The sequence below is a fragment of the Nocardiopsis synnemataformans genome, from assembly GCF_965343085.1.
Classification (GTDB): domain Bacteria; phylum Actinomycetota; class Actinomycetes; order Streptosporangiales; family Streptosporangiaceae; genus Nocardiopsis; species Nocardiopsis alborubida.
The window spans coordinates 77,086-102,507 of the sequence record NZ_CBDRFA010000020.1 but is presented as its reverse complement, the minus strand read 5'-3'; the positions used below and the strand labels follow the sequence as shown (position 1 = coordinate 102,507).

At 73.4% G+C, this 25,422-nt stretch carries 24 protein-coding genes; 15 read left to right on the top strand and 9 right to left on the bottom strand.

Annotated elements, in window-relative coordinates:
• Positions 1-228 precede the first annotated feature (228 nt).
• The 4 genes from ACSIH6_RS14010 (at position 229) to ACSIH6_RS13995 (ending at position 3,635) form a co-directional block, all read left to right on the top strand.
• On the top strand, positions 229-1,023 hold the full coding sequence (locus tag ACSIH6_RS14010) for an MSMEG_4193 family putative phosphomutase (RefSeq protein ID WP_435108708.1): 795 nt from the start codon (positions 229-231) through the stop codon (positions 1,021-1,023).
• Between the two features lie 240 nt (positions 1,024-1,263).
• Complete coding sequence (locus ACSIH6_RS14005) at positions 1,264-1,845, top strand: DUF3090 domain-containing protein (protein ID WP_435108707.1); 582 nt, start codon at positions 1,264-1,266, stop codon at positions 1,843-1,845.
• A 57-nt stretch (positions 1,846-1,902) separates the two neighbouring features.
• Positions 1,903-2,655: an SCO1664 family protein gene (locus tag ACSIH6_RS14000; protein WP_435108706.1), complete on the top strand. Its 753-nt coding sequence runs from the start codon at positions 1,903-1,905 to the stop codon at positions 2,653-2,655.
• 179 nt (positions 2,656-2,834) lie between these two features.
• Positions 2,835-3,635 carry an HAD-IIA family hydrolase gene (locus tag ACSIH6_RS13995; protein WP_435108727.1) on the top strand — a complete coding sequence of 267 codons (801 nt, stop codon included), beginning with the start codon at positions 2,835-2,837 and terminating at the stop codon, positions 3,633-3,635.
• 61 nt (positions 3,636-3,696) lie between these two features.
• Here ACSIH6_RS13995 and ACSIH6_RS13990 read toward each other — a convergent pair whose 3' ends face one another.
• Positions 3,697-4,080, bottom strand: a complete 384-nt coding sequence (locus ACSIH6_RS13990) for an RNA polymerase-binding protein RbpA (protein ID WP_097637386.1) — start codon at positions 4,078-4,080, stop codon at positions 3,697-3,699.
• Between the two features lie 748 nt (positions 4,081-4,828).
• On the opposite strand from ACSIH6_RS13990, the gene ACSIH6_RS13985 reads away from it, so the two are divergent.
• The 7 genes from ACSIH6_RS13985 to ACSIH6_RS13955 all read left to right on the top strand — a co-directional run bounded on the left by ACSIH6_RS13985 (position 4,829) and on the right by ACSIH6_RS13955 (position 11,235).
• The gene (locus ACSIH6_RS13985) at positions 4,829-6,190 is read left to right on the top strand and encodes an ATP-binding protein (RefSeq protein ID WP_435108705.1); all 1,362 of its coding nucleotides are present in this window, start codon (positions 4,829-4,831) and stop codon (positions 6,188-6,190) included.
• Complete coding sequence (locus ACSIH6_RS13980; protein ID WP_435108726.1) at positions 6,190-6,594, top strand: roadblock/LC7 domain-containing protein; 405 nt, start codon at positions 6,190-6,192, stop codon at positions 6,592-6,594. The genes ACSIH6_RS13985 and ACSIH6_RS13980 overlap by 1 nt, the downstream gene beginning before the upstream one ends.
• A complete protein-coding gene (locus ACSIH6_RS13975) occupies positions 6,591-6,950 on the top strand; it encodes a DUF742 domain-containing protein (RefSeq protein ID WP_435108704.1) in 360 nt (119 codons plus the stop codon). Before ACSIH6_RS13980 ends, ACSIH6_RS13975 begins: the two co-directional genes overlap by 4 nt.
• Positions 6,931-7,578 (top strand): GTP-binding protein, encoded by a 648-nt coding sequence (locus tag ACSIH6_RS13970; protein ID WP_435108703.1) that lies wholly within the window; start codon positions 6,931-6,933, stop codon positions 7,576-7,578. The genes ACSIH6_RS13975 and ACSIH6_RS13970 overlap by 20 nt, the downstream gene beginning before the upstream one ends.
• On the top strand, positions 7,575-8,801 hold the full coding sequence (locus ACSIH6_RS13965) for a cytochrome P450 (RefSeq protein ID WP_435108702.1): 1,227 nt from the start codon (positions 7,575-7,577) through the stop codon (positions 8,799-8,801). Before ACSIH6_RS13970 ends, ACSIH6_RS13965 begins: the two co-directional genes overlap by 4 nt.
• Positions 8,801-10,045 carry a cytochrome P450 family protein gene (locus ACSIH6_RS13960; protein ID WP_435108701.1) on the top strand — a complete coding sequence of 415 codons (1,245 nt, stop codon included), beginning with the start codon at positions 8,801-8,803 and terminating at the stop codon, positions 10,043-10,045. Before ACSIH6_RS13965 ends, ACSIH6_RS13960 begins: the two co-directional genes overlap by 1 nt.
• A gap of 212 nt (positions 10,046-10,257) precedes the next feature.
• Positions 10,258-11,235 carry a hypothetical protein gene (locus ACSIH6_RS13955; protein ID WP_435108700.1) on the top strand — a complete coding sequence of 326 codons (978 nt, stop codon included), beginning with the start codon at positions 10,258-10,260 and terminating at the stop codon, positions 11,233-11,235.
• A 137-nt stretch (positions 11,236-11,372) separates the two neighbouring features.
• On the opposite strand, the gene ACSIH6_RS13950 is transcribed toward ACSIH6_RS13955, so the two are convergent.
• The 6 genes from ACSIH6_RS13950 to rox all read right to left on the bottom strand — a co-directional run bounded on the left by ACSIH6_RS13950 (position 11,373) and on the right by rox (position 18,891).
• Positions 11,373-12,536 carry a hypothetical protein gene (locus tag ACSIH6_RS13950; RefSeq protein ID WP_435108699.1) on the bottom strand — a complete coding sequence of 388 codons (1,164 nt, stop codon included), beginning with the start codon at positions 12,534-12,536 and terminating at the stop codon, positions 11,373-11,375.
• A gap of 3 nt (positions 12,537-12,539) precedes the next feature.
• Positions 12,540-13,871 (bottom strand): hypothetical protein, encoded by a 1,332-nt coding sequence (locus tag ACSIH6_RS13945; RefSeq protein WP_435108698.1) that lies wholly within the window; start codon positions 13,869-13,871, stop codon positions 12,540-12,542.
• Positions 13,868-14,611, bottom strand: a complete 744-nt coding sequence (locus ACSIH6_RS13940) for a hypothetical protein (protein WP_435108697.1) — start codon at positions 14,609-14,611, stop codon at positions 13,868-13,870. Before ACSIH6_RS13940 ends, ACSIH6_RS13945 begins: the two co-directional genes overlap by 4 nt.
• A gap of 68 nt (positions 14,612-14,679) precedes the next feature.
• Positions 14,680-16,380 (bottom strand): ABC-F family ATP-binding cassette domain-containing protein, encoded by a 1,701-nt coding sequence (locus tag ACSIH6_RS13935; protein ID WP_435108696.1) that lies wholly within the window; start codon positions 16,378-16,380, stop codon positions 14,680-14,682.
• Positions 16,381-16,534: 154 nt separating this feature from the next.
• On the bottom strand, positions 16,535-17,338 hold the full coding sequence (locus ACSIH6_RS13930; RefSeq protein WP_435108695.1) for an MBL fold metallo-hydrolase: 804 nt from the start codon (positions 17,336-17,338) through the stop codon (positions 16,535-16,537).
• Positions 17,339-17,412: 74 nt separating this feature from the next.
• On the bottom strand, positions 17,413-18,891 hold the full coding sequence (gene rox, locus ACSIH6_RS13925; protein ID WP_435108694.1) for a rifampin monooxygenase: 1,479 nt from the start codon (positions 18,889-18,891) through the stop codon (positions 17,413-17,415).
• Positions 18,892-19,488: 597 nt separating this feature from the next.
• Between rox and ACSIH6_RS13920 the strand changes: the two genes are divergently transcribed.
• The gene (locus tag ACSIH6_RS13920; protein WP_435108693.1) at positions 19,489-20,454 is read left to right on the top strand and encodes a TIGR03557 family F420-dependent LLM class oxidoreductase; all 966 of its coding nucleotides are present in this window, start codon (positions 19,489-19,491) and stop codon (positions 20,452-20,454) included.
• A 156-nt stretch (positions 20,455-20,610) separates the two neighbouring features.
• On the opposite strand, the gene ACSIH6_RS13915 is transcribed toward ACSIH6_RS13920, so the two are convergent.
• A complete protein-coding gene (locus tag ACSIH6_RS13915; RefSeq protein WP_435108692.1) occupies positions 20,611-21,264 on the bottom strand; it encodes a restriction endonuclease in 654 nt (217 codons plus the stop codon).
• A 226-nt stretch (positions 21,265-21,490) separates the two neighbouring features.
• Here ACSIH6_RS13915 and ACSIH6_RS13910 point away from each other — a divergent pair, with 226 nt between their 5' ends.
• Entirely contained in the window at positions 21,491-22,477 is a 987-nt protein-coding gene (locus ACSIH6_RS13910) for a bile acid:sodium symporter family protein (RefSeq protein WP_435108691.1), read from the top strand.
• Between the two features lie 64 nt (positions 22,478-22,541).
• Here the strand turns inward: ACSIH6_RS13910 and ACSIH6_RS13905 are convergent, their stop codons facing one another.
• Complete coding sequence (locus tag ACSIH6_RS13905) at positions 22,542-23,093, bottom strand: hypothetical protein (RefSeq protein WP_435108690.1); 552 nt, start codon at positions 23,091-23,093, stop codon at positions 22,542-22,544.
• A gap of 218 nt (positions 23,094-23,311) precedes the next feature.
• On the opposite strand from ACSIH6_RS13905, the gene ACSIH6_RS13900 reads away from it, so the two are divergent.
• Both ACSIH6_RS13900 and ACSIH6_RS13895 read left to right on the top strand, forming a co-directional pair.
• Positions 23,312-23,566 (top strand): hypothetical protein, encoded by a 255-nt coding sequence (locus ACSIH6_RS13900; protein WP_435108689.1) that lies wholly within the window; start codon positions 23,312-23,314, stop codon positions 23,564-23,566.
• Between the two features lie 143 nt (positions 23,567-23,709).
• Positions 23,710-25,083: a DUF4241 domain-containing protein gene (locus tag ACSIH6_RS13895; RefSeq protein ID WP_435108688.1), complete on the top strand. Its 1,374-nt coding sequence runs from the start codon at positions 23,710-23,712 to the stop codon at positions 25,081-25,083.
• The last annotated feature ends 339 nt before the right edge of the window (positions 25,084-25,422 follow it).

Here is a 25,422-nt window from a genome sequence, read left to right as displayed (position 1 = left end):
TCCGGGGCGGCCGCCACCGGGGCGTTCGCCGCGCTCACGGCCGTGTCCCGGGGCCGGGAGCGGGGGGCCCGAACCTGGTGGCCCGGATCCGCCGTCTCCGTGCGGGCCGGGGCGCTGGCGCCCTCGGGCGACGCGGCGGCGCCGACACCGCGCCCGCCCCGGCACACCGTTCCCGCGACCCCGGCCGGGGTCCCGCGCTCCCGTCCGTTCCGGGCCTACCCTGTGACCATGGCGACACCCGCAGCACCCCAGGACACCCCGACCCCGCCGCCCCCGCCCGAGGCGGTCACCCTCCTCCTCATCCGGCACGGGATGACCGACGCCACCGGCCCCCGCCTCGCGGGGCGCGCCGCGGGCGTCCACCTCAACGACACCGGCCGCGTCCAGGCCGCGCACCTGGCCGGTCGGCTCACCGGGCTCCGCCCGGCGGTCCTCGTCTCCAGCCCGCTCGAACGCTGCCAGGAGACCGCCGAGGCCGTCGCCGCGCAGCTCGGCGTCCCCGTCACCACCGACGAGCGCTTCGTCGAGTGCGACTACGGCTCCTGGACCGGCCGCGGTCTCGGTGAGCTGTCCGACGAGCCCCTCTGGCGCGTGGTGCAGGACCACCCCAGCGCCGCGCGCTTCCCCGGCGGGGAGGCCCTCGCCGCGTCCTCGGCCCGCGCCGTCGCGGCCGTCCGCGACTGGAACAGCCGCCTGCTCTCAGCGCCGCACGCGGCCTCCGCCGCCGACGCCCCGTCCGCGCCCGAGGACCCGCCCGTGTACGTGGTGTGCAGCCACGGCGACATCATCAAGTCCATCGTCGCCGACGCCCTCGGCATGCACCTGGACCTCTTCCAGCGCCTGCGGGTGGACCCCTGTTCGGTCACCTCCATCACCTACACACGCACCCGTCCCTTCCTCAACAAGCTCAACGACACCGGGGAGAGCCTGCCCGCCAGTCTGCCGACCCCCGCCGAGGCCAGCGGGGACGCGGCCGTGGGCGGCGGCGCCGGTTCCCAGGAGACCGCCGCCGACGCACCCTGACGGGCCCGCTCCCGCCCCGGCGGATCGTCAGGGGACTTCCGGGTACCGAACCCCTGGACGGCCCCGGCACCGGTGGGCCGTCCCGCTGGGACGAACCAACAACCTCAACATTTGTTGAAGGCAAGGCGCCGTGGCGCGGCGCACGCCCGTCCGACGCCCGGCTCCCCGCCTCCAGCACGGCTCACCAGCGCGTCCGACGGGTTTGGCACCGGGACGCCCGCATCCCGTAAGGTTCTTGCCATGCCCGTCTTTCAGTTCAATCCGCCGGAGCGGTTCGTCGCGGGGACCGTGGGCCAGCCGGGAGACCGCACCTTCTTCCTCCAAGCCGTGGGCGAGGGGCGCATCACCAGCGTGGTTCTGGAGAAGGCGCAGGTCGAGGCGCTCGCCACCCGCATCGAGGAACTACTGGAAGAGGTGCACCGGCGCTTCGGCTCCCCGCCGGAGGACACCGCCCCGCCCGAGGACGACGCTCCCCTGGAGCAGCCCATCGAGCAGGACTTCCGGGTCGGCACCCTGGCCCTGGCCTGGGACGCCGAGGCCGCCCGCGTCATCATCGAGGCCCAGGAGATCGACGAGACCGCGGGCGAGGACCTGGTCGAGGACGACGAGGAGGAGCTGGAGGTCTTCGCCGAGGAGGCCCCCGCCCACCGCGACGTCCTGCGCGTCTACCTCACCCCCGGCGCCGCCCGCTCCTTCGCCGGACGCGCGCTGAAGGTGGTCGCCGCCGGACGCCCGGACTGCCCGCTGTGCGGACGCCCGCTCGACCCCAACGGCCACATCTGCGTACGCCAGAACGGCTACCGGCCGGACAGCCTCGTCTGAGGCGCGGATGAGCACACCAGCGGCGGGCCACCGGGCGCGCAGACCCGGGGGCCCGCGATGAGGGACACCGCCGACGCCTTCGACGGCCTCAGCCCGGCCGTCGGGCTCGACCTGCTCCGCACCGGCGAGATCACCGTGGAGGGGCGGCTGACCGCCGCCTCCAACGCCACCCTGTACTGCACCGTCTCCGACGGTGTGCGCTCCGCCGCCTGCGTGTACAAGCCGGTGGCGGGGGAGCGGCCGCTGTGGGACTTCCCCGACGGCACCCTGGCCGGGCGCGAGGTCAGCGCCCACGCCGTCTCCGAGGCGCTGGGCTGGGCGGTCGTCCCGCCCACGGTGCACCGCGACGGTCCGTTCGGCGAGGGCATGGTGCAGCTGTGGGTGCACGGCGACACCACCGTGGACCTGGTCGCCCTGGCGCGGGAGACCGACAACGCCGACCTGCGCCGCATGGCGGTGTTCGACGCGGTCATCAACAACTCCGACCGCAAGATCGGCCACCTGCTGCCCACCCCCGGCGGACACCTGTACGGCTGCGACCACGGGGTCTCCCTCGCCGAGGACTACAAGCTGCGCACCGTGCTGTGGCAGTGGCAGGGCCAGCCGCTGCTCCCGGACGCCCTGGAGGCCCTGGGGTCGGTGCGCGACCAGCTCGCCGACGCGGACAGCGCCCTGTCCCGGGAGCTGGCGCTGCACCTGACCGGCCCGGAGGCCTACGCGGTGCGCAGCCGGGTGGACCTGCTCATCCGGCACGGCATCCACCCCTACCCGGCGCCGGACTGGCCCGCGGTGCCGTGGCCGCCGATCTGAGACCGGGCCCGGCTTCCGGCCGCCCGGCGCGACGCGCACGGGACGGGCATCCCCGGCCGCCCGCGAACACCTGGACGGGCGCTTCCCCGAGGAGGAGCCCGCGACCGGGGCCGGACCGGTGTGAGGGTGCCCGGCTACCGGGGGGTGGGAATGGCGTGCTCCTTGCCCCTGACGGCACAATGGGGCACGTGAGCAACGAGTGGAACTACCTATTCGACATGGACGGCGTGCTCGTACGCGAGCAGCACCCCATCCCGGGCGCGGACGAACTCATCGCGGAGCTGCGCGAGAACGGGATCCCGTTCATGGTGTTGACCAACAACTCCATGTACACCCCCCGCGATCTGCGAGCACGTCTGCTCGGCTCGGGCCTGGACATCCCCGAGGAGTCGATCTGGACGTCGGCCCTGGCCACCGCCCAGTTCCTCCAGACCCAGCGCCCCAACGGGTCGGCCTACGTCGTCGGCGAGTCCGGCCTGACCACCGCCCTGCACAACGTCGGCTACGTGATGACCGAGCACGACCCCGACTACGTGGTGCTCGGTGAGACCCGCACCTACAGCTTCGAGGCCATAACCCGCGCGATCCGGCTGGTCCGCGGCGGCGCCCGGTTCATCGCCACCAACCCCGACGAAACCGGTCCCAGCGCCGAGGGTCCGCTGCCCGCCACGGGCGCGGTCGCCGCGCTGATCGAGAAGGCCACCGGCCGACGCCCCTACTTCGTGGGCAAGCCCAACCCGCTGATGATGCGGTCGGCGCTGCGCCGGATCGGCGCGCACTCGGAGAACACCCTGATGGTGGGCGACCGGATGGACACCGACGTGCTCAGCGGGTTGGAGGCGGGCCTCCAAACCGTGCTGGTGCTCTCGGGCATCTCCGGGCGCGAGACCGCCGAGCAGTTCCCCTACCGCCCGACCCGTGTGATCGGGTCGGTGAAGGAACTGGTGGGCATCACCCGCGATCCCTTCCAGCGGGACTAAACACCCAGACACGACGAAGGGGCGGCGGACCGTGTCCGCCGCCCCCGGGTGTCGCGGGGCGTCAGGCGCTCTGCCGCTGCCTGGCGAGCTCCTCCACCTTGGCCGCCTCCTCGCGGCGGCGGGCGCGGAGCAGGGCCAGGCGCTCGGCGAGGACCTCCTCCAGGTCCTCCATGCTCCGGCGCTCCAGCAGCATGTCCCAGTGGGTGCGCGTGGGCTTGGCGTTCTTGGGCTCCTCGCCGGAGCCGTCCCTCCGCAGGGCGCGGTCGCCGCAGAAACGGCACTCCCACTCGGCGGGAATCTCTGCCTCGGTCGCGAAGGTGACCGAGAAGCGGTGGCCCCGGGTGCAGTCGTAGGTGACTTCCTGCCGCGGAGCCAGGTCGGTGTTGCGGTCGTTCTCGTAGCTCGTCGCCCCGAGCCGGGTGCCGCGAAGTGCTCGCTCGGCCATCGTGTGGGTGCCTCCAGGCGCTTGTGCGGTCTCGCGGGGTGTAACGCGTCGGTCCACGTCAAGATTCCCCGCTGACCTGAGGTCGAACCACCTCCGGCGCCCGGGGGCCACCCCGATCCCAAAACATCGTCCGGTGCGCCGAGTGTGGCACATGTGACCTGGGACACTCCAGGCTGGCTGTTTCGGGTGTGTCTCTATATACGCCCGCCAGAGGCGAAAAACGTCCGCTAAGTGCTGCTTTCGCCTTCCCGGCACACCCTCCTCCCTGGTGGGGGAGGGCGCCTCGCCTCCGCGACCGAATCAACGGCCGCGCGGTCCGCCAGCCGCCACCCACGACCGCGGGCGTCTCGCCTGAACCCCACCCGTCACACTGTGTCCACCCTTACCGCGCTTCCCTCCGGACCCGTCACCGCACGGTTCCCGCAGTTCACGACTGGAAAAGGCGCGCGCCCGACAATGGCTTCCGGAAAGGGTCGGGCCTTCTCGCCCTGTGGATTATCACTCTCCGGAACGCACGCTGTGGTAGGGAATCCCGCTCTCCGTCCCCCCATGTGCGATAAGGATTCATTATGCCGACATGGCCGCCCGAGGTATCTGGTGGTATGTTGACTCGCCGTACACCGAAAAGCTGAGGTTGGGGAAATTCGTCCCCTTCCTTTGGGTGTGCCCAGTGTGCCGGAAATGTCCCCTTCGGTGCGTCCGCCCGTGCCGGAACCAGGAGCGACGGCGCGGCTGGACGTGGAGCCCCATGACTGCTGAGACCCCCCTTCCTCGAGGAGCCCTGCCCGCGTGGCTGTCCGCGCCGCGCTGGCTCCTCCTCCCGCTCGCGGCGCTGCCCTTCTGGGCCGTGCTCCTGTGGGCCGTGCCCGAGGCCCGGACCCTGCCCGTCCTGGCCGCCTTCGCGGTCCTCCTCCTGCTCCTGCTGGTCCTCGCGGTGCTGCTCAACCAGCGCGACCGGCGGATCCGCGACCTGGGCGCCCGGCTCGACGCGCTGCGCGCCGACAGCGCCTCCCTGGCCGACGAGCACCTGCCCCTCCTGGCCCGGCGCCTGCGCGCGGGTGACTCCGCCGACACCGTCCTGCGCGCCCTGCCCCTTCCCGCCGACCACGGGGGCCGCGCCGTCCTGCGGGCCGTCGCCACCGAGATCGCCGCGGCCGAACGCCGGCGCTCGGCCGCGATGGCCGCCTGCGCCACCGCCGCCGGGCGCGTCCAGGCTCTGAGCACCACCATGCTCGCCGACCTGCGCCGGATGCAGGAGCGCCACGGCGACGGCGACGCGAACGCCGACATCCTCGGTGACCTCATGCACCTGGACCACAGCACCGCCCAGACCGGACGCATCGCCGACAGCATCGCCGTCCTCACCGGGGCCCGCTCCGGCCGCCGCTGGGGCCGGGCCATCGGCATGGAGAGCGTCGTCCGCGGCGCCATGGCCCGCATCGGCGCCTACCAGCGCGTACGCGTGCACAACGCCTCCACACAGGCGGTCGCCGGGTTCGCCGCCGAGGGCGTCATCCACGCCCTGGCCGAGATCCTGGACAACGCCACCAGGTTCTCCCCGCCCACTGCCGAGGTCCACGTCCACGTGGAGGAGGTCCAGGCCGGGATCGCGGTCATGGTCGAGGACGGCGGCCTGGTCATGGGGGAGGAGGCCCTGCGCCGCGCCCGCCGCACCGTCGAGAACGGCCTGGACCTGGCCGCCATCTCCGGAACCCGCCTGGGCCTCTCGGTCGTCGGCCAGATCGCCCACCGCTACGGCCTGTCGGTGTCCTTCCGCTCCTCCTCCCGGGGCGGCACCGCGGTCGTCCTCCTGCTGCCCCGCAAGCTCGTCAAACCCCTCCCCGCGCCCGCGGTCCCCGACCCCCCGGCGTCCCCGCCCGAGACCGCACGGGAACCCCGGACCACCCCCACGCCCGTCCCGGCCGCTCCGGCCGAGGCGGAGACCACCGCCGAGGACGTCGGCGGACTGCCCCGGCGCCGCCGCGGCCGGACCCTCGCGGCGGCCGAGAACACCAGGCCCGCACCGCGCACGAGCAACCCCGCCGCCGTGGCGAGGGGCTTCGGCGAGTTCCGCTCCGCGGTGCGCGGCCCGACCGACAAGGACGCATGATGGACCTCGACAAGCTGACCTGGCTCCTCGAAGGCCTCCTGGAACGCACGCCCGGCACCCGCCACGCCCTCGTGCTCTCCCGCGACGGGCTCAAGCTGTGCCACAGCTCCGGCCTGCGCGCCGACAGCGCCGACCACCTCGCCGCGATCGCCGCCGGGGTGCAGAGCCTGGCGCACAGCGCCTCGGTGGAGTTCGGGGACGGGGCGGGCGGCGTCCGCCAGGCCATGGCCGAGTTCTACGGCGGCCTGCTCTTCATCGTCGAGGCCGGACACGGTGCCCACCTGGCCGTCATCACCTCCGAGGAGGCCGAACCCGGCCTGGTCGGCCACAACATGAACGAGCTGGTCGAGCAGATGGGCGAGCACCTGACCACCCCGCCCCGCGCCGTCACGGGACCGGTATGACCCGCCCGCACCACCAGGAGGGGCCCGACCGCCTCTACGTCATCACCTCGGGCCGCAGCGGCGGGGCCGACGAGTCCCTGGACGCGGTGACCCTCATCGTGGCCGAGAGCGGGCCCGCCCCCGGCATGCAGTCCGAGCACGCCCGGATCCTGCGGCTGTGCCGCGGCCCGACGGCGGTGGTGGAGATCTCCGCCCACCTGCGCCTGCCCGTGGCGATCGTGCGCATCCTGGTCACCGACCTCCTCGACACCGGCCTGGTCACCGCGCGCCACCCCCGGCCCGCGCCCTCGCCGGCCCAACCCCTCGCCTCCCCGGACGTGTTGGAGAAGGTGCTCGTTGCACTCCACAACCTCTGATCCCCCCGCGGCCCCGCCCCCGGCCGCCTCCGCGGACCCCGCCCGCGACGCCGCCCGCGTCCCGCTGCCCGACACCGCCGAGTACGCCCTCAAGATCGCGGTCGTGGGCGGCTTCGGGGTCGGCAAGACCACCCTGGTCCGCTCGGTCAGCGAGATCCGCCCGCTCAGCACCGAGGAGACCATGACCCGGGCGGGGCACGGGGTCGACGACGTGGACGGGGTGGAGGCCAAACGCGCCACCACCGTCGCCTTCGACTTCGGCCGCATCACCCTGGACGCCACCTCGGTGCTCTACGTCTTCGGCGCCCCGGGCCAGGAGCGCTTCTGGTTCCTGTGGGACCGCCTGTTCTCCGGAGCCCTGGGCGCGGTCGTCCTGGTCGACACCCGCCGCCTGGAGGACTCCTTCTACGCCATCGACCGCCTGGAGGCTCAGGGCACCCCCTTCGTCGTGGCCCACAACGACTTCGGCGGTGCCGGTCACAGCCTGGAGAAGGTGCGCGCCGCCTTGGACCTGGACGCCTCCGTCCCCCTGCTGCGCTGCGACGCGCGCTCGCGCGACTCGGCCAAACAGGTCCTCATCGCGTTGGTCGGCCACGTCCGCGCCCTGGTCACGGGAGGCGCCCGGTGAACGGCCCCCACGCCTGTCCGGTCCACCTCCACGGCCCCGGCTTCCGGGACGATCCCGGCGGCCTCTACCGGGCCATGCGCGCCGAGCACGGTTCGGTGGTGCCCGTGTTCCTGGAGGGCGACGTGCCCGCGTGGCTGGTCATCGGCTACCGCGAGCTGCACCACGTGCTCAGCACCCCCGAGGTGTTCGCGCGCGCCTCGCACCGGTGGAACGCCTGGGACCGGGTGCCGCAGGACTGGCCGCTGCTGCCGCTGGTGATGCAACTGCCCACGGTCCTGTACTCGGAAGGGGACGAGCACCGCAGGCGCGCCGGCGCGGTCGGTGACGCCCTCGCCGGGACCGACCCGCACGAGCTGCGCGCGGTCACCGCACGCCTGGCCGACCGCCTCGTCGACGGGTTCTGCGCCTCGACCGGGACGGACCTGCGCCCCTCCTACACGGCGCGCCTGCCAGCCCTGGTGCTGAGCTGGCTTTACGGGCTGGACGACGAGCGGGGCGACCACGTCGCCTCCCTCATGACCACCATGATCGACGGCGGGTCCCAGGCGTTGGAGGCCCAGCGCGCCCTCCTGGCCGCCATGGCCGAACTCGTCGCCCGACGGCGCGCCGAACCCGGGTCCGACGTGGTCTCGCGCCTGCTCGCCCACCCCGCGGGCTACACCGACGAGGAGGCGGTCCCCGAGCTGGTCGTCCTGCTCGGGGGCGGCAACCAGCCCACCGGCGAGTGGCTGGGCAACGCGCTGCGCCTGATGCTCACCGACGACCACTTCGCCTCCTCCCTCGCGGGCGCCCGCCACAGCGCCCGGGAGGCCCTCAACGAGGTCCTGTGGGAGGACACCCCCACGCAGGTCCACGCGGGCCGCTTCGCCGCCCACGACGTGGAGCTGGACGGACAGCTCATCCGCCGGGGGGACCTGGTGCTGCTCGGGCTGGCGGGGGCCAACACCGACCCGCGCGTGCGTTCCGCGGTCCCCACCTCCGGTGACCGGGGCAACCACGCCCACCTGTCCTTCTCCCATGGCGAGCACTCCTGTCCCTACCCGGCCCAGGAGATCGCCGAGATCATCGCGGTGACCGGCATCGAGGTCCTCATGGACCGGCTGCCCGACCTCGAACTGGCCGTCGACCCCTCCGAACTGCGATGGCGCCCCTCGCCCTGGGTGCGGGGCGTCGCCTCACTGCCCGTGGCCTTCACCCCCGTACCGCCCCTGGGAGCGATCTGATGCCCTGCCCCGTTCAGCACGACCCCCACGGCACCGTGGTCCTGGACCCCCACGTCACCGACCTGCGCGCCGAGCGCGAGGCCCTGTACGCCGCCGGGCCCCTCACCCGGGTCGAGCTGCCGGGCGGCGTGACCGCCTGGGCCGTCACCCACCACGAGGCCGCCCGCGCGCTGCTCACCGACCCCCGCCTGGTCAAGGACGTCGCCCACTGGGACGACTACCAGAGCGGCCGTATCCCCGAGGCCTGGCCGCTGCTCAGTACCATCCCGCCGACCCCCACCAACCTCCTGGGCACCGACGGGGCCGAGCACCGCAGGCTGCGCCTGCTCACCGCCCGGGCCTTCTCCGCGCGCAGCGTCGAGCGCCTGCGCCCGCGCATCCGTGAGCTCACCGCCGAACTGCTCGACGCCATGGAGCCCCGCGCGCACGAACCCCTGGACCTGAAGTCGGAGTTCGCCTTCCAGTTGCCGATGAACGTCATCGGCGAGCTGTACGGGGTGGACCGGAGCGAGTTCGACCGCCTGCGTGAGCTGTACGTGAAGTTCTTCTCCTCGGTCACCGGACCCGAGGAGTTCGTGGAGGTCTACGCCACCCTGGAGAAGTACTACGACGACATGGTCGCCGACAGGCGCGCCCGGCCCGGGCACGACCTGACCAGCGAACTCCTCCGGGCGGACGAGAACGGCGACGCCCTCACCGACCTGGAGGTGCGCGGCACCCTCCAGGTCACCGTGGCCGCGGGGCACGAGACCACCGTCAACCTGCTGTCCAACGCCGTGCGCGCCCTGCTCGCCCACCCCGACCAGTTCGCCCTGGTCAAGGAGGGCAAGGTCGGCTGGGACGCGGTCGTGGAGGAGACGCTGCGCTACGACCCGCCCACCTCCAACATGATCTTCCGGTTCGCCACAGAGGACGTCGAGGCCGCCGGGAGCACGATCCGCAAGGGGGAGGCGCTCATGGTCTCCTACGGGGCGGTCAGCCGCGACCGGGCCGAGCACGGTGACGACCCCCACCCCGACGCCTTCGACCTCACCCGCTCCGGGGGCCGCCACATCTCCTTCGGGTACGGGCCGCACGTGTGCCCCGGCGCGACCCTGGCCCGCATGGAGGGGCGGATCGCCCTGCCGATGCTCTTCGAGCGCTACCCCGACCTGGAGCTGGCGGTCCCCGACGGGGAGCTGCGCAACCACCCCTCGATCATCGTCAACAGCCTCCAGGAACTGCCCGTGCTGCTGCGTCCCTGACCGCCGGGCCGCACGGCGCGCGGCCCGCGTCGTGCGGCCCGCGTCGCGTGCCGTGCGGCCCCGGGAGCGGCCTCCCCACCGTGTCCCGGGGCCCGCCGGGGTCCCGGGACGGCCCCCGCGCCAAGAAGTCCTTACGTTGTGCGACCCCCGTGTTGACGCCTCCCGGCCGTAGGCTCGGCTGGCCGCCGGTCCTCACGGGGGGAGATACGGACATGACGCCGACCAGGCTGGCCGCCGCCGCGGCCCTGGCCCTGATCGTCACCTCCGGCTGCGGGGCGCCGCGGGACGCGGCCCCGGCCGGGGAGGGAGCGGGGGAGGGGCGGACGGTCCAGCCCACCGACCTGCCCGGGCCCCGGCCCGGACAGCCGGACGCCGACGGCGCGACGCGCGGGCCCGAGCGGTCCGCGGCCCCGAGCGCCGAGCCCCGGGGCAGGCCCTCCCCGCACGCCCCCCTCGCCGGAACCGGTGGGGAGGACGCGCGCGCGGTGGCGGCGGCGGGAAGGACCGTGGCGGAGTACGTGGACGCCCTGGCCCGGGCCGGGAACCCCGAACGGATGCGCGAGGGGCTGCCCCGCACCGCCGAGGACTCCGCCGCCCGCGCCTACCTCCTCCACCAGGCGGCGGTCGCCCAGGCCTGGGCCGACGAGGGCCGCCCCGCCTGGAACGCCGAGGTCGGGCACACCCCGGACGGCTACGAACTGTGCCCCGGCGGTGATCCGGACGCCGAACCGGACGCCGCACCGGCCTGCGTCGTCTACGGCGGCTTCACCGCCGAGGACGGCCTGCTCACCGACCTTCGCGTGGACGGCCGCGATCCGGGCCCCGGCCTGCTGGTCGCCGAGGACGTGACGGACGAGTCCGAGGGGGTGCGCGCCCGGCTGCTGACCGCCTACCGCGCCGCACCCGACGAGCCCCTGGCGGTGACGGTGGAGTTCACCACCGACGACGACGTCAGCCTCGACCTGCTCCAGGCCTCCTACGCGGGAGGCGGGAGCGGCGGCGGTGACGGTCGGGGCGACGGCGGCGAGCGCCGGGCGAGCGAGGCGGTGGGGCGCTACGCGCTCGACGGCGGGGAGGGCACCCACGCCGCGTTCCTCTTCCCCGAGGCGGAACCCGGCGGCACACTCACGGTGGGCGGCTGCCTGGAGGAGTGCTCGGCCATGGTCGACATCGAACTGCCCGTCGGGTAGCGGGCCGACCGAAAGTGTTCCCGGTGTGACGGGAGGTCCCTAAACTGCGTCTCAGCGAGGTTGGAGCGCCGAGCCTCGCCACAGGTACGAGATCACGGCGCGAGGGGGTGGGCCGGTGAACCTTCGCGGCCACCGCCCTATCCGCGGTGCTCACCGCGCATGATCCGCGCGGGCAGGTCCGAGACCAGGGTTCCGTACCCGGTCGCCGCCCACACGCTGCGCTCCGGCGGCACGGAGTAGTAGGGCAGCGGGCGTCCGCCGGTGGAGTCCAGGACCGACGGCGGAGTGCGGTGCCCCCTGACGGCCTTGCGGCACTCGCGGCACGCCAGGACCCTCACCGAGTCGAACGAGGCCGGTGCCCGCCACCGGACCATGGCCTTGCCGCTGGTGTGGCGCGGGTCGAAGAAGCAGTGCGACGGTCGGATCTCGCCGTCCAGCGCCGCGTCGCACATGTCCAGCAGGACCTGCACGCCCACCAGGTCGGACTTGTCGTCGGCGGAGTCGAACACCTTGGCCGCGGCGGTGTAGGCCTCCAGCGCCCGCCGGACCTCCTCCGAGGAGTCCCCGCGCGCGGACACCCGCTGCCCGCAGCCGGTGAGGCGTTCGGCGATCCGGGCACGGTACTCGTCCTGCTGCGCCTGGCCGACGGTGGCGGTGACCACCTCGGTCAGCGGCACCACGCGGACCGGGCGGCGCGACCATCGGCGGATCCCGGTCCAGAGGGCCGCCGCGGCCCCCGCCGCACCGGCGCCGCCCAGGGCCAGCGTCCACCCGGAGGGGCCGGGGCCGTTCCGGAGGTCCCGGTAGGCCGCGGGGGCCTCGCCGCTCTCGACCAGCTCCACGAGCCGGTGCAGCCGCTCGGCGGCGGGAGCCTCCGCCCACTCGGGATCGTCGTTGACCACCGCCGCGGCCATCTGTGCCGTGTCCAGCCCGTCGACGAGGGTGTCGTCCATGCCGTACTGGCCTCCGTGCACCTCCTGCCCGTCCCAGCCGATGACGAAGAAGTACCCGGGGGAACCGGCGGCCCTCGCCATCGCGGCCGGGTACTCCTCCAGGTTGCTCCGCTGGGTGACCATCACGATGTGGACCGGTACCTCCGCCTCCTCCAGGCGCTCCCGCAGCGCCTCCTCGGCCAGCGCGTCCATGGCGAACCGGTGCCTGGGGCCGACGTGGAGGGGATCGTCCGACGAGACGGTGGCCTCGGCGTAGCGCCAGGTGTCGTCGGCGTGCGCGGGGGCCGCCGGGGCGGGGACGGACAGCGCGGCGATGACGGCCAGCAGGGACAGGGCGAGCGCTCGCATCGCTCACACCTCCAGTTCTGTGCGGATACGCGCGAAGGCGTAATCGGGAGCGGTGACGGCCTTGGCCCAGACGTCCTCTGCATGGCGGTAGTGCGTGGGCTTTCCGTTCACCAGCAGGGGCAGGGAGGGGGTGAGGGGGCCGAAACGCGGATCACGCCGTCGCCTGGCACAGCGCGAACAGAGCTGCCACCACGTCAGGCGCCTCCGGTAGGCGTACTCGCGGAGGCGGAAGTTCCCCGCACCGTGCAGCGGGTTGAACTGGCAGGGCTCCCGCAGCGGCAGGTGGGGGTGGCGCACCAACTGGACGCCGTTGCGGGCCACGACCACCGCGCAGACCGTGGCCTGCGGCGGCAGGTCCGGGGACTGGACGATGAGCCCGGCGGCGTCGTAGGCCTGTACGGCCCGGGCGCGTTCGGGGTGGTCGGCGGGGGCCGCCTCGATGAGCAGGCGCAGGCGGCGCAGATCGCGTCCCAGGACCAGGCGCAGCCACCAGCGCCACGGCCGGTTGGGCGCCCACCTCGCCCTGTACGGGGCCTCGGCGGCGGCCCGCAGCCGCGCGATCCGCGACCGGAGCCGTGCCATCCGAGCACGGAGCAGCCGTAGCGGCCGCAGCGGTTGGGGCGGCCAGCGCAGGGGCTGCCAGGTCGAGGGCCTGCTGAAGAGGACGCGCACGCCCACGAGCGCCAGTCCGAGGAGGACGCCTGGGAACAGCGCCGCCAGCCAGAACCGTTCGGCGTCGCCGCGCGGGCGCCGGATCGCCTCGTCCGCGTCGGCCGGGGCGTCCTGGGTGAGCTCGCTGGAGGCGGAGGGCCCGCGCGGAGCTTCCTCCAGCAGGTCCAGGACCTGGCGGGTGCGGTCACCGTAGCCGAGTCCGAGGTCATCGGTGTCGGCGTCGGGAACCCGCAGGGGGCTGTCGAAGGTCGCGAACGCCACCCGGTGGTCCCTGGTGATCGCCACGTACACCCCGTCCCGCCCCGACACCTCGTGCAGGGCGTGCAGGAACAACGTGGGCTGGCCCCCGCTCTCGTCCCCGGGGACCGACGGGTAGACCACGACGCGCACCGACAGGTCCGCCAGCGGTCCGGAGGCCAGGCGCTCCTCAGCTTTCTCCAGGGAGCGCTCCGACCACTGGTCCCGAAGGTCGTGGTGGACGTACAGGGGGTTGTCCTCCAGCTCCCCGGCGATCCGTTCCACCCGGGAGAGGTCGGTGACGTCCGCGACGGACCCGACGGACGCGTCGGGTTCCGTCGCGAGCGCGGGGGAGGGGAGCGCGCACAGGAGCAGGGCGGCCAGTACCCAGGTCAGGAGGGCGTACCGCGAACGTGTGCGGCTCATGTGAGCCCTTCCCTTCGCGATGAACGCGCGTGCCGGTACCAGCGCAGGGCCGCGACGACCGCCGTGTAGGTCAAGGCGGTGCCCAGGGCGCCCCCGGCCCACGGCACCCACCGGTACTCGCGCCAGAACAGTGTGGCCCTGGCTTCGGGGTCCCGCTCCTCACCCTCGTCGAGCGCGACGTCGGAGCGGGCGAGGAACTCCTCATCGGCCTGTTCCGCGAGCGCGTCCATGTCGGGGTGCTCGGACACGCGCAGCACGCGTTCGAGCCTGTCGGCGGGGCGCTCGGACCAGGCACCGGTGGTGATGGCGTACTCCACGGCGCTCAGGTGGAGACCCGCTTTCCCCAGGTTGGCGTAGCCGATGTGGAGGCTGTCCACGGAAAGGACGAGGAGGGGACGGCCGCTGTGCACGCTGATGGCGAAGGCCAGGTCGTACGCGGCGAGGTACTCGCCCCGGCCCGCCATGACCAGCACGTCGACGGTGACGCCGTACTCCTCCAGCAGGGCGCGCAGCTCCTCGGCGGTCTCGCGGCGGTCGAGCACACCGGCGAGTTCCTCCTCCACGAACACGCCGCCGTGTTCCTCCAGCATGCGGGCGTGGAACGCCCCGGCCTCGGCGGAGGAGGTGCCGTAGTCGGGGGAGGCGTGGGCCGGGGCGGGTGCCCACGGCAGCGCGGCCAGGAACGCGGAGAGCAACCCGGCCAAGAGCAGGAGACGGGCGAGCGGCGGGGGATGTCGCATCAATGACCTTCTGGGGGCTTATGCAGTTTTTATCAGCCTATCGTCCCCCCTTCCGCGCCGAGGAACCCCTACCGTTCGCGGCGTACCCGCCCCTCGTCCCACACCGGCTCCGGCGCCTCGTACACGCCCCCGTCCGCGCCGAACACCACGAACCGGTCGAACCCGCGCGCGAACCAGCGGTCGTGCGTCACCGCCAGGATCGTGCCGTCGTAGGCCTCCAGCGCCGACTCCAGCGCCTCAGCCGAGACCACGTCCAGGTTGTCCGTGGGCTCGTCCAGCAGCAGCATCGTCGACCCCGACAGCTCCAGCAGCAGGATCTGAAACCGTGCCTGCTGCCCGCCCGAGAGCGTGTCGAAGGTCTGCTCCGCGGCCGGTGCCAGCTCGTAGCGGTCCAGCGCCCGCCCTGCCTCGTCGCGGGGCATGCCCCGGCGGGTGCCCTGCCCCCGGTGCAGGATGTCCAGCAGCGTGCGGCACGCGAACTCGGGGTGCTCGTGGGTCTGCGCGAACCAGCCCGGCAGCACGCGCGCGCCCAGCCGCGCCGTGCCGCTGTGCTCCACCGGCGGTACCTTCGTCCGGCCCTCCTCCGACAGCACTGACTCCGACAGCACCGACGACTCCGGATCGCTGCCGCCCCCGGCCGCCAGCCGCAGGAAGTGCGACTTGCCCGACCCGTTGGAGCCCAGCACCGCCACCCGCTCGCCGTACCAGACCTCCAGGTCGAACGGGCGCATCAGCCCGGTCAGCTCCAGCCCCTCGCACACCAGGGCCCGCTTGCCCGTCCGGCCCCCGCGCAGCCGCATCCGCAGGTTCTGCTCGCGGGGCAGCTTCTGCGGCGGACCCGCCTCCTCGAACCTGCGCAGCCGGGTCCGGGCCGACTGGTAGCGCGAGGCCATGTCGGAGTTGTAGGCGGCCTTCTGCTTGTAGGTGACCACCAGCGCCCTGAGCTTGGCGTGCTCCTCGTCCCAGCGCCGCCGCAGCTCGTCCAGCCGCGCGAACCGCTCCCGGCGGGCGTCGTGGTAGGTGTCGAACGCGCCCCCGTGCACCCACGCCGTGTTGCCCGCGGCGCCCAGCTCGACCGTGACGATCCGGTCCGGGACCCGGCTCAGCAGCTCCCGGTCGTGCGAGACGAACAGGACCGTCTTGGGGGTGGCCAGCAGCGCCTCCTCCAGCCAGCGCTTGCCCGGCACGTCCAGGTAGTTGTCCGGCTCGTCCAGCAGCAGCACCGGCGCCGGGCCCCGCAGCAGGGCCTCGATGACCAGCCGTTTCTGCTCCCCGCCCGACAGCGTGCGCACCTCGCGCCACCGGCAGCGCTCGTAGGGGGCGCCCAGCGCCGCCGTGCAGCACTGGTCCCACACGACCTCGGCGTCGTAGCCCCCGGCGTCGCCGTAGCGGGCGATGGCCCCGGCGTAGCGCATCTGCGTCCTCTCGCCGTCGTCGACCATCATGGCCGCCTCGGCCGCCTCCAGGTCCGCGTGCGCCTCGCGCACCGGCGCGGGGGAGACCGACACCAGCAGTTCGTGGACGGTGGTCTCGTCGCGCACGTGCCCGATGAACTGCGGCATCACGCCGAGCTCGCCGTCCAGGGTGACCGCGCCGCCCTGGGGGCGCTGCTCGCCGCGCACGATCCGCAGCAGGGTGCTCTTGCCCGCGCCGTTGGCCCCCACCAGCGCCGCCTTGGACCCCTCGCCGACGCGGAAGGACACCGAGTCCAGCAGGACCCGACCGTCGGGAAGGGTGTGGCTGACCTGGTTGACGTCGATGTAGCCCAAGACCGCTCTCCACAGGGGTTTCGCCGTACGCGCCCCGTCACCGCCGCGAGCGCCCCGGCAGGTTTCCACGGCGTGACGCGCGCCCGCAACCGGTTTTCCCAGGTGCGGGCATCGGCGCGCGGCCGCGGACGGCCCCGGTCAGCGGACGGCCCGGTCAGAGGGGCACGCGCCGCCCTCGGGGGAGCAGCCGGACGCGCTCGCCCCAGCCGAGGCCCTCCATGCGGTCGAGGAAGCGGCTGAGCGGGGACTTGAAGCGCCGGTAGTCGTCGTAGTGGATGGGCGCGGCGACCGCCGGGTCCACCAGACGGGCCATCTCGGCCCCCTGCCTGTCGTCCATGGTCACCAGGATCCCGCCGGGCAGCGTCGTGCCGCCGAGGTGGAGCAGCGCCATGTCGATGTGCGGGTACTGCTGGGGTATCCGCGCGATGTCCTCGTGGACCAGGGTGTCGCCGGTGATGTAGACGCGGAACGCGTCCTGTTCCCCGACCGCGCCGAACTCCAGGATGCTGCCCATGACCGGCGGCAGCAGCCGGTGCGCGAGCCGGGGCCCGTGGCGTCCGGGGACCGAGGTGACGCGGACCCGGGTGCGGCCGCGCGTGATGGTCTCCTCGTCCCAGGTCCGCAGCCCCACCGCGGCGCCGAACCCCCACCGGTCCAGGCGGCGGGCGGCCTGGCCGGTGGTCAGGATCGGCGTCTCCCGGTCCAGGCCGCGCCGCGCGACGCGGTCGAAGTGGTCGCCGTGCATGTGCGAGAGCACGATCCCGTCGACCCGTCCGACGTCGGAGACGTCCAGGGCGGGGCCGATCCGGCGGCGGGTGGCCAGGCCGTACCCCAGGTAGGCCCACTGCCCCTCGTGCAGGAAGTTGGGGTCGGTCATCACCACGAGGCCGTCCCAGCCGATGAGCACCGTGGCGTTTCCGACGAACTGGATCCAGCGGTCGTGCTCGGTACCGTCCATGTCCCCGCACTACCCGGTCCGGCGCTGGGCTACCAGCCGTACCGGAGCTCCTTCGCCGCACGTCACCGGCGCGCTCAGCCCGCGGCGGCCCCGAACCACCTCGGCATCCGGTCGAGCAGGTCCCGCTGGTCCGCACCGGCCCACGCCACGTGGCCGTCCGGCCGCAGCAGCACGGCGGGCGCGCCCAGCTCCCCGCTGGCGTCGCCGACATCGAGGACGTGGTCGACCCGGTCCGCCCAGCCCGCCGCCGAGAGCCGGCCGGTCCGGTCGAGCAGCAGCCCGCGGCCGCCGTGCGTCAGCTCGTAGAGGCGTCCCCGCGTCAGACCGATGTCGCGCATCCGCCTGCCGAGCAGCGCGTGCCCCTCGCCGAAGTCGTAGCGAACGTCCGTCGCGGTGACGAGCCCGGTCACGTACCGGTTCACCTCCTCGAAGTCCATCAGCTTCGAGAGCAGTTCCCGCAGCGCGACCGCACCCGGCTCGGTGCCCAGCAGTGTGATCTGCGCGCGGGTGTTGTCCAGCACGTCGGCGGCCACCGGGTGCCGTTCGGCGTGGTAGCTGTCCAGCAGCCCCTCCGGCGCCCAGCCGTTGACCTCGGCGGCCAGCTTCCAGCCGAGGTTGAACGCGTCCTGGACACCGAGGTTGAGCCCCTGCCCGCCGGTGGGCGGGTGGACGTGCGCCGCGTCCCCGGCCAGCAGCACCCGGCCGACCCGGTAGCGTTCGGCCAGCCGGGTGGCGTCGCCGAACCGGGACAGCCAGCGCGGCGAGTGCACACCGAAGTCGGTACCCGCGTGGGCCCGCAGCTGCCGCCTGAACTCTTCGAGGGCCGGCGCGCTCGTGCGGTCCTCGGCGACCCCGTCGGCGGGCACGACGACGCGGTACACCCCGCCCCCGCCCTCGTCACCGTTCCCACCAGCGTCCCCGCCTCCGCCCGTGAGGGGAGCGAGGCCGAACCGCAGCTGGGTCCTGCGGACCTTCTCGACGACGGCGGCGATCGTCGCCGGGTCCTCGGTCGCCTCCATCTCGCCCAGCAGCGTCTCGACCCTGGCGGGCTCACCGGGGAAGCCGACGCCGAGCAGCCTGCGCACCGTGCTGCGGGCGCCGTCGCAGCCGACGAGGTAGCGCGAGCGCAGCCGGTCACCGTCCGCCAGCTCGACGGTCACCCCGTCCCCGTCCTGGCTCAGTCCGACCAGTTCGCGGCCGCGCCGGACGTCGGCGCCGAGTTCGAGGGCGCGCTCGTCGAGCAGCCGCTCGGTGACCGGCTGCTCGATGGCCAGGCCGTACGGGTGGGCCGTGTCCAACCGGTCGGGCCACGGCTTGGTGATGCCGCCGAAAACGCCGCCGACCCGGAACTTCTCACCGACCGCGAGGAACCGCTCCAGCAGGCCGCGCTGGTCCATCACCTCGACGCTGCGCGTGTGCAGGCCGAGGGCGCGGGCCTGCCGGGTCGGCTCGGTCAGCCTCTCCAGCACGACCACGCGCACGCCGTGCAGCCGCAACTCGCTGGCCAGCATCAGGCCGGTCGGTCCGCCGCCGACCACGATCACGTCAATCATGAATTCCCCGTTCAACAGACTGCTTCTCCATCAGCCGTTCCGCGTGTTCCGGCGGCGCGCATCCGCGTCTCCGCGTCGGGTACTCGTGAGCGCACCCCACATCCCACCAGCGGTCCGACGTCGGTGCGCGTCCCGTGCGCCGACAACGGCACACGCTTTTCGCGCATCCCGGATTTCTGCGGATTCCGGCTTCGAGGGGAAATTGTGCGGCACGACCCGGGTCTTGCCGCAAGCCCCGGGGTGCGCTATAGATTGAGAATGGCGGGAAGTATTCTTCCTCCCTCCGTCACTTTTGGTAAGTGGCTGGTGACTCCCTTTGAACGGCGCCGCGCCGTGCCATGTGCGGGCGTCGTGGAACCCCGCGGCCGCGCCGTGACCGGACGCGTGACCGCACGGCCCCGGTGTCCCGCCCGGATCCGGCTGCGGGCGTGTGTCGCAACCCCTTCGTCGCCCCGGACGGTAGTTGTATGGGTGCCCTGGGTGAGTAATGCGTGGTGAGGGGTGTCAGAGGTCCCGCGTTGTTCCACCGGTCCGACCGAGGGCGGGCCCGCCGGTGCGCGCGGACCGGCGCCCGACGCCACCGGACGGGGGAGACGCATGCAGATCGGGTACAAGCTGGCGGCCGAGGCCTTCGGGCCGGAGGAGCTCGTCCGGCAGGCGGAGCTGGCCGAGCGCGCCGGGTTCGACTTCGTGGAGATCAGCGACCACTACCACCCCTGGCTGGACAACCAGGGCCACTCGCCCTTCGCCTGGACGGTGCTCGGCGCCATCGCGACCAGGACCGAGCGGATCGGCCTGGCCACCGGGGTGACCTGCCCGACCGTGCGCTACCACCCGGCGATCATCGCCCAGGCCGCCGCGACCCTGTCCCTGCTCTCGAAGGGCCGCTTCGTCCTCGGCGTCGGCTCCGGTGAGCGGCTCAACGAACACGTCGTCGGCCAGGAGTTCCCCGACGCGGTCCAGGTGCGCCACCACATGCTGCGCGAGGCCCTGGAGATCATCCGCCTGCTGTGGAACGGCGGCTACCAGTCCTACGAGGGCGAGTACCTGCGGTTGGAGGACGCCCGGGTGTTCGACCTGCCTGAGGAGGCGCCGCTGATCGCCGTCGCCGCCAGCGGCGGGGAGTCGGCCAAGCTCGCCGCCGAACTCGGCGACGGGCTGTTCGCCACCGAACCCAAGTCCGCGATCGTGCGGGCCTACCGCGACGCCGGGGGAGACGGCCCCCGCTACGCCGAGGTGCCCATGGCCTGGGCCGAGGACGAGCACACCGCCGCGCGGGCGGCCCTGGAGACCTCCCGCTGGGCCCTGACCGGCTGGAAGGTCATGAGCGAGCTGCCCAACCCGGTCAACTTCGCGGCCGCCACCACCACGGTCCGGGAGGAGGACGTGCTGGGGCACTTCGCCTGCGGGCCCGACCCCGAACGCTACGTCGAGGCCGTCCGCGCGTACGTCGACGCGGGCTTCGACCGCCTGGTCATGCAGAACGCCGGGCCCGACCCCGACGGGTTCGTCGACTTCTACCGGCGCGAGCTGGACGGACCCCTGCGCGCGCTCGCCACCTGACCGGCCCGCCCGTGCCGTCTGACCAGCCGGAACGAGCCGGGGCGGTCCGGCCCGACACCGGCCCGCACGCCACCGCCGCGTTCAGAACCGGAGCGTCGCGCCCCGGGCGGTCGGGATGCGGAGCGGTCATGCCCGAATCGGTCGGGTTCGGAGCGGTCACGACCGGGGCGGCTCGGGCGCGCCCGAGCCGCCCATCCACCGCGCCAGCTGCTCCCGGTCCACCAGCACCATGTGGCCCTCGCCCTCGCGGGCCGCGGCCTCGGTGAAGCCTTTCGAGGCCACGAACACCCCCCGGTACCCCTCGTAACCGGTGGCGAGGACGCCGAGGAAGGCGCGGACCTCGTTCGGGGGCACCGGGCTGTTCCACCGCTTGCACTGCACCACCACGGCCTGCCCGTCCGGCGCCCGGCCCAGCACGTCCACCCCTCCGTCGTCGGCTCCGCCGACCACCGTCACGGCGGTGTAGCCGTGCGTGCGCATCAGCCCCGCGACGTGCTCCTCGAACTCCACACCGCTCATCCGGTCGACCTCCGACAGGTCGACCCGCGCCACCCGCCACCTCTCCCGGGCCAGGCGCAGCCGCATGCGGCACCACCACACCAGGGCCGCCACCCCCAGCGCCGCCACGGCCCACAACAGCGGACGCGCCGAACTCTGGGCCACCCACGCGCCGACCATCAACGCCACGACCAGGGCCAGCACGAGGGCGTACCGGTGGCGCCACACGAACCGCCACTCCCGGGGGCCGGTCCTGCCCTCGCCGGGGTACGTCCTGCCTTCAGCCGCGTCGTCCGGGGAGATGTCGGTCATGGACTGCCTCTTCCCCGTCCGGGCGGATCGTCACCCTTTCCGGCACCGGGGCCCTGTGGGGAACCCCACGGCGCGGAGCCGTTTCCGGTCCGGGACCCGCCCTGACCACCGCTCACCCGGAACACGGGGACTACCATGGCCGCGCGGCGACCGACCCCTCGCGGCGGCGACCGCCCGGGGAGCGGTGTCCCGCCGCCCCGGGGCACCCACGGGAAGTAGTCCTTCGATGTCAGTTCTCACGCGCGTCGCCGACTTCGTCGGCAGGTGGTTCGCCCTGCTGGTCCTCGCCGGAGGGATCGTGGGCCTGGCCGCCCCCGGGCAGGCCGCCCTCCTCGCCCCCTACATCTCCCTGCTGCTCGGGGTCATCATGTTCGGCATGGGGCTCACCATGCGCCCCGTGGACTTCGCGATCGTCGCCAGGCACCCCAAGGCCGTCATCCTCGGCGTCCTGGTCCAGTACACGGTCATGCCACTCCTGGGCTGGGGGATCGCCCAGGCCCTCGGCCTGCCGCCGCTGCTGGTGGTGGGCATGGTCCTGGTCGGCTCCGCCCCCGGCGGCACCGCCTCCAACGTCATCGTCTACCTCGCCCGAGGCGATGTGGCCCTCTCGGTGGCGATGACCTCGATCTCCACGCTGCTCGCCCCCGTGCTGACCCCGCTCCTGGTCCTGGGTCTCGCCGGTTCCACCCTGCCCGTCGCCGCCGGTGACCTGTTCGTCTCCATCCTCCAGGTCGTCCTGGTCCCGGTCCTGGCGGGACTGCTGCTGCGCATGGTCGCTGGCCGGTTCGTGGAGAGGGTCCTGCCCGTCCTGCCGCTGGTGTCCGTCATCGGCATCGTCGTCGTGGTCGCCGCGGTGGTGGGCGCCAACGCCGACGCCGTGCTCTCCACCGGCCTCCTGGTCGCCCTGGCCGTGGTGCTGCACAACTCCCTGGGGCTGGGGCTCGGCTACCTGGTCGGTGTGGTCACCAAGCTGCCCGAGGCCGCCCGCCGCGCGGTCAGCGTCGAGGTGGGGATGCAGAACTCCGGGCTCGCCGCGGCCCTGGCGACGGCCCACTTCGCGCCGCTCGCCGCCCTGCCCGGCGCCCTGTTCTCGGTCTGGCACAACATCTCCGGCGCGCTCGTGGCCACCTACTGGGCCCGCCGCCCGCCCGAGGACGCTCCGGCTGAGCCCGTGCCGACCGGGAGTGGCCCGGAGGACTCGCCCCGGACCTGAACCCGCACCCCGCCCGCTCCCGCCCCGGCCGAGGACGACGCCTCGCGCCGGGGCGGTGTGGGACTCAGGGACCCGATGACGCGCGCCGTCGGCACCACCGCCGAAGGAGCACGGAACCGGAGCTCAGGAAGTACAGGGCGGACAGCAGACCGAACCCGAGGCAGAAGGCGTTGACGAGGACGAGCGCCATGATCGACGCGCCGACCCCGCTGCCCGGCCCCGCGTCCGCGTAGGCCCGGTCGTAGGCCGTGGTCGTCAGCCAGGTGTCCTCGCCCGCGACGAAGCGGGCCTCCTCGGTGCGCCCCTCCTCGCAGGCCCCGGACAGGTACAGACTGACGTCGGTCCGCGCGGGGCCGTCCCCCGCGGGCCGGAAGACGCCCACGCATTGCCGCTCGTCGCTCCCGAAGCCCGTGCTCACCGAGCCGGTGACCTCCAGGGTGCCCTCCTGCCCGGCCCAGCCGTAGGCGGCCCCCACGGACCGCAGTTCGTGGCCGGAGAACTGCACCGCCACCTGGAGGAGGAAGTACGCCGCGAGCGCGCCGCCCAGGAGCACACCGAGCGCCATCCCGGTGGACGGGTTCGCGCCGGCCCCCGGCCAAGACCTCTTCCCACCCATGCCGTCCCCCTCGCCGCCCGCGCCCGCTCCGGGCGCGGCCACGCTGTGGGACGCGGCTGGCGCCGTCCCGGTTCGTTCCGGGACCGTGTCTGCCCCACCGACCGAACCGGTTACCCGGGTACAACACGGTTCACACGCGCAGTCCCTGGCCTGAACCGGACACCTCTCCTTGCGTGATCGAAACACCACACAAGGCAACGACTGTCAGGCTGGTGCCCATGCCCGAGCGACACCGTCGGTTCCTGCTCCCCTGCTCCGGACTCCTCGCACTCGCCTTCAGCGTCGCGCTGGGAGACCTCCACGTCCTCCTCGCACCCTGCGCCCCTCCCGCGCACACCGCGCCCGTCACCGCCCCCGCCGTAGAGAGCGACCCGCGCCGCAAGACCCTCCGCGACCGCGTGCGCGGCCGCTGCCCGCGCCCCCGCAGGCCCGAACGCGGGATCATCCCGCACCCCCGCTGCCACTACGACTGACCGGGCCGGGCGTCCGGGCGTGTCACCGCTGGAAGAGGCCCTGACCGACCGGCCGCGTCCACGGCCGCTGCTGTGCGGTGTCAGAAAAGTCATCCGTGTTCGCTATGTTCTTCGCACATCCCCCGACCACGAGGAACACCCCTATGCCCACCGTCCCCCTCCCGCTCGAAGCCGTCTACTGCGAGGGCTGGGACCCCGCCTCTGCCGCACCGGTCGGTCCCCTGGAAGCGGTGACGGCACGCGCCCGGAACGAGGCCGGTGAACAGTACGCCGTTCTGGTCCGCACCCCCGACGCGGTACCGCTCGTCCTCCTGGAGATCTCCTGGGCCGACCACCACTGCGGGATCTGGCTGTTCGACGCCGAGGGTCGCTGTCACACCCACCACAGCTACGCCCGCGCGGACGGGGACGGCGGGCTCCTCCTGTCACGCGGCTTCCAGTGGAGCCAACCCCCGCTGGGAGCGATGCCCGACCGGCTCCACGACTGGACTCTCCGTGTCGAGGCGCTCGACCGCGGACGCGGCCTCTACCGGTACGAGACACAGCGCGACGGCGGCCTGTTCTCGGTCAACCGCACCCTGGACCCGGAGTTGGCCCGTGTGGCCGCGCTGCCCGTTCCGCCGTTCGGCGACTGGGCCGCTCTCCTGAGGGCGCATCCCGACCTCGCCGACGGAGAGCTCCAGATCAGTGAGGCCGCAGTGGAAGCGGGCGGCGTCCCCGTGGAAGCTCCCTGGACGCCGCCGCGTCCACACGCGCCCCGGCGCGTCAACGACCTCTTCCGCCCAGGGGGTCGGTTCACGACCTCCTGGCACCCTGAGGTGGGAACGGTGCTGGTCCGCGACATCGGCACCGTGAACCTGCCCACCGGACGGGTCCTGGTCTACGGCTCCGGTTCGCTGTGCTTCGCCAAGGACACCGAGGCCTTCACTGTTTCCCTCCCGGCCGGGGAGCACCCGGTGCGCCTGTCCCTGCTCCGCTTCGGACAGGACGACGAGGAGGCCGCGTGCGTGACGGCCCTGCGCGTGGACGTCCAGGATCCCGAACAGGTCCCGGTCGCCTCCTGGGAGATGGCCCTGCGTCCGGGACAGGACCCTCGCGACCTGCCCGAGGACCACTTCTACGGTGTAGGCGTGGACGGCGGGCAGGTCGGCATCACCGACGCGGCCTGCCTGCCCCGCTTCGCTGAGCTCTTCGACGACTTCCGTGCCTACGAGCGCGCCTTCTTCGGGCTGCCCGAGCGCGAACTCCGGGACATCAGGGACAGGGAAAGGCGGTGGCAGGACACCGCCCGGGAGCTGATCGACAGGCCCGAGGGCCGCCCCGCCGTGCGCCGGGCCTTCATGGAGGCGATCGGCCTGTCCCCGGACGACGAGCGTTACGAAAAGTACAACAACAACCACAATCTGCTCCGGCTGGCCCACGCTGTGGCCGGGACCACCGACCCCGACCTCTCAGCGCTCGACGACCCTGCCCAGCGCGCGGAGCGCACTAGCTGTACTGACCTGACAGGTTGGTGACGCGGGAGGCGGGAGGGCCGCGTCTGCGCCCTGGTGGTAGACATGCTCGTCCTGGACAACGCCGAACCGGTCGTGGACGGGGCCGGCGACGCGGTGAGCCCGGCTGACGCCGCTCTTTGACGGCCGCGTTCGGGGCCGGGTGATGAGCGCGGAAGTCCGCCGCGCCGCCCGGCCCTGCCTGCAACGCTCTGGACGACGAAGGGGTACCGCCTCCAGGCCGCCTAGTTCTGTTTCCTCCGTCCACGTGGTGGTGGAACTGAGGGGTGGGAACGGCTTCTCCGTTCCAGTGACCTCTCAGCATCTGCCAGGAGATCACGGAAAACCTGGCGGTAGGTCCTG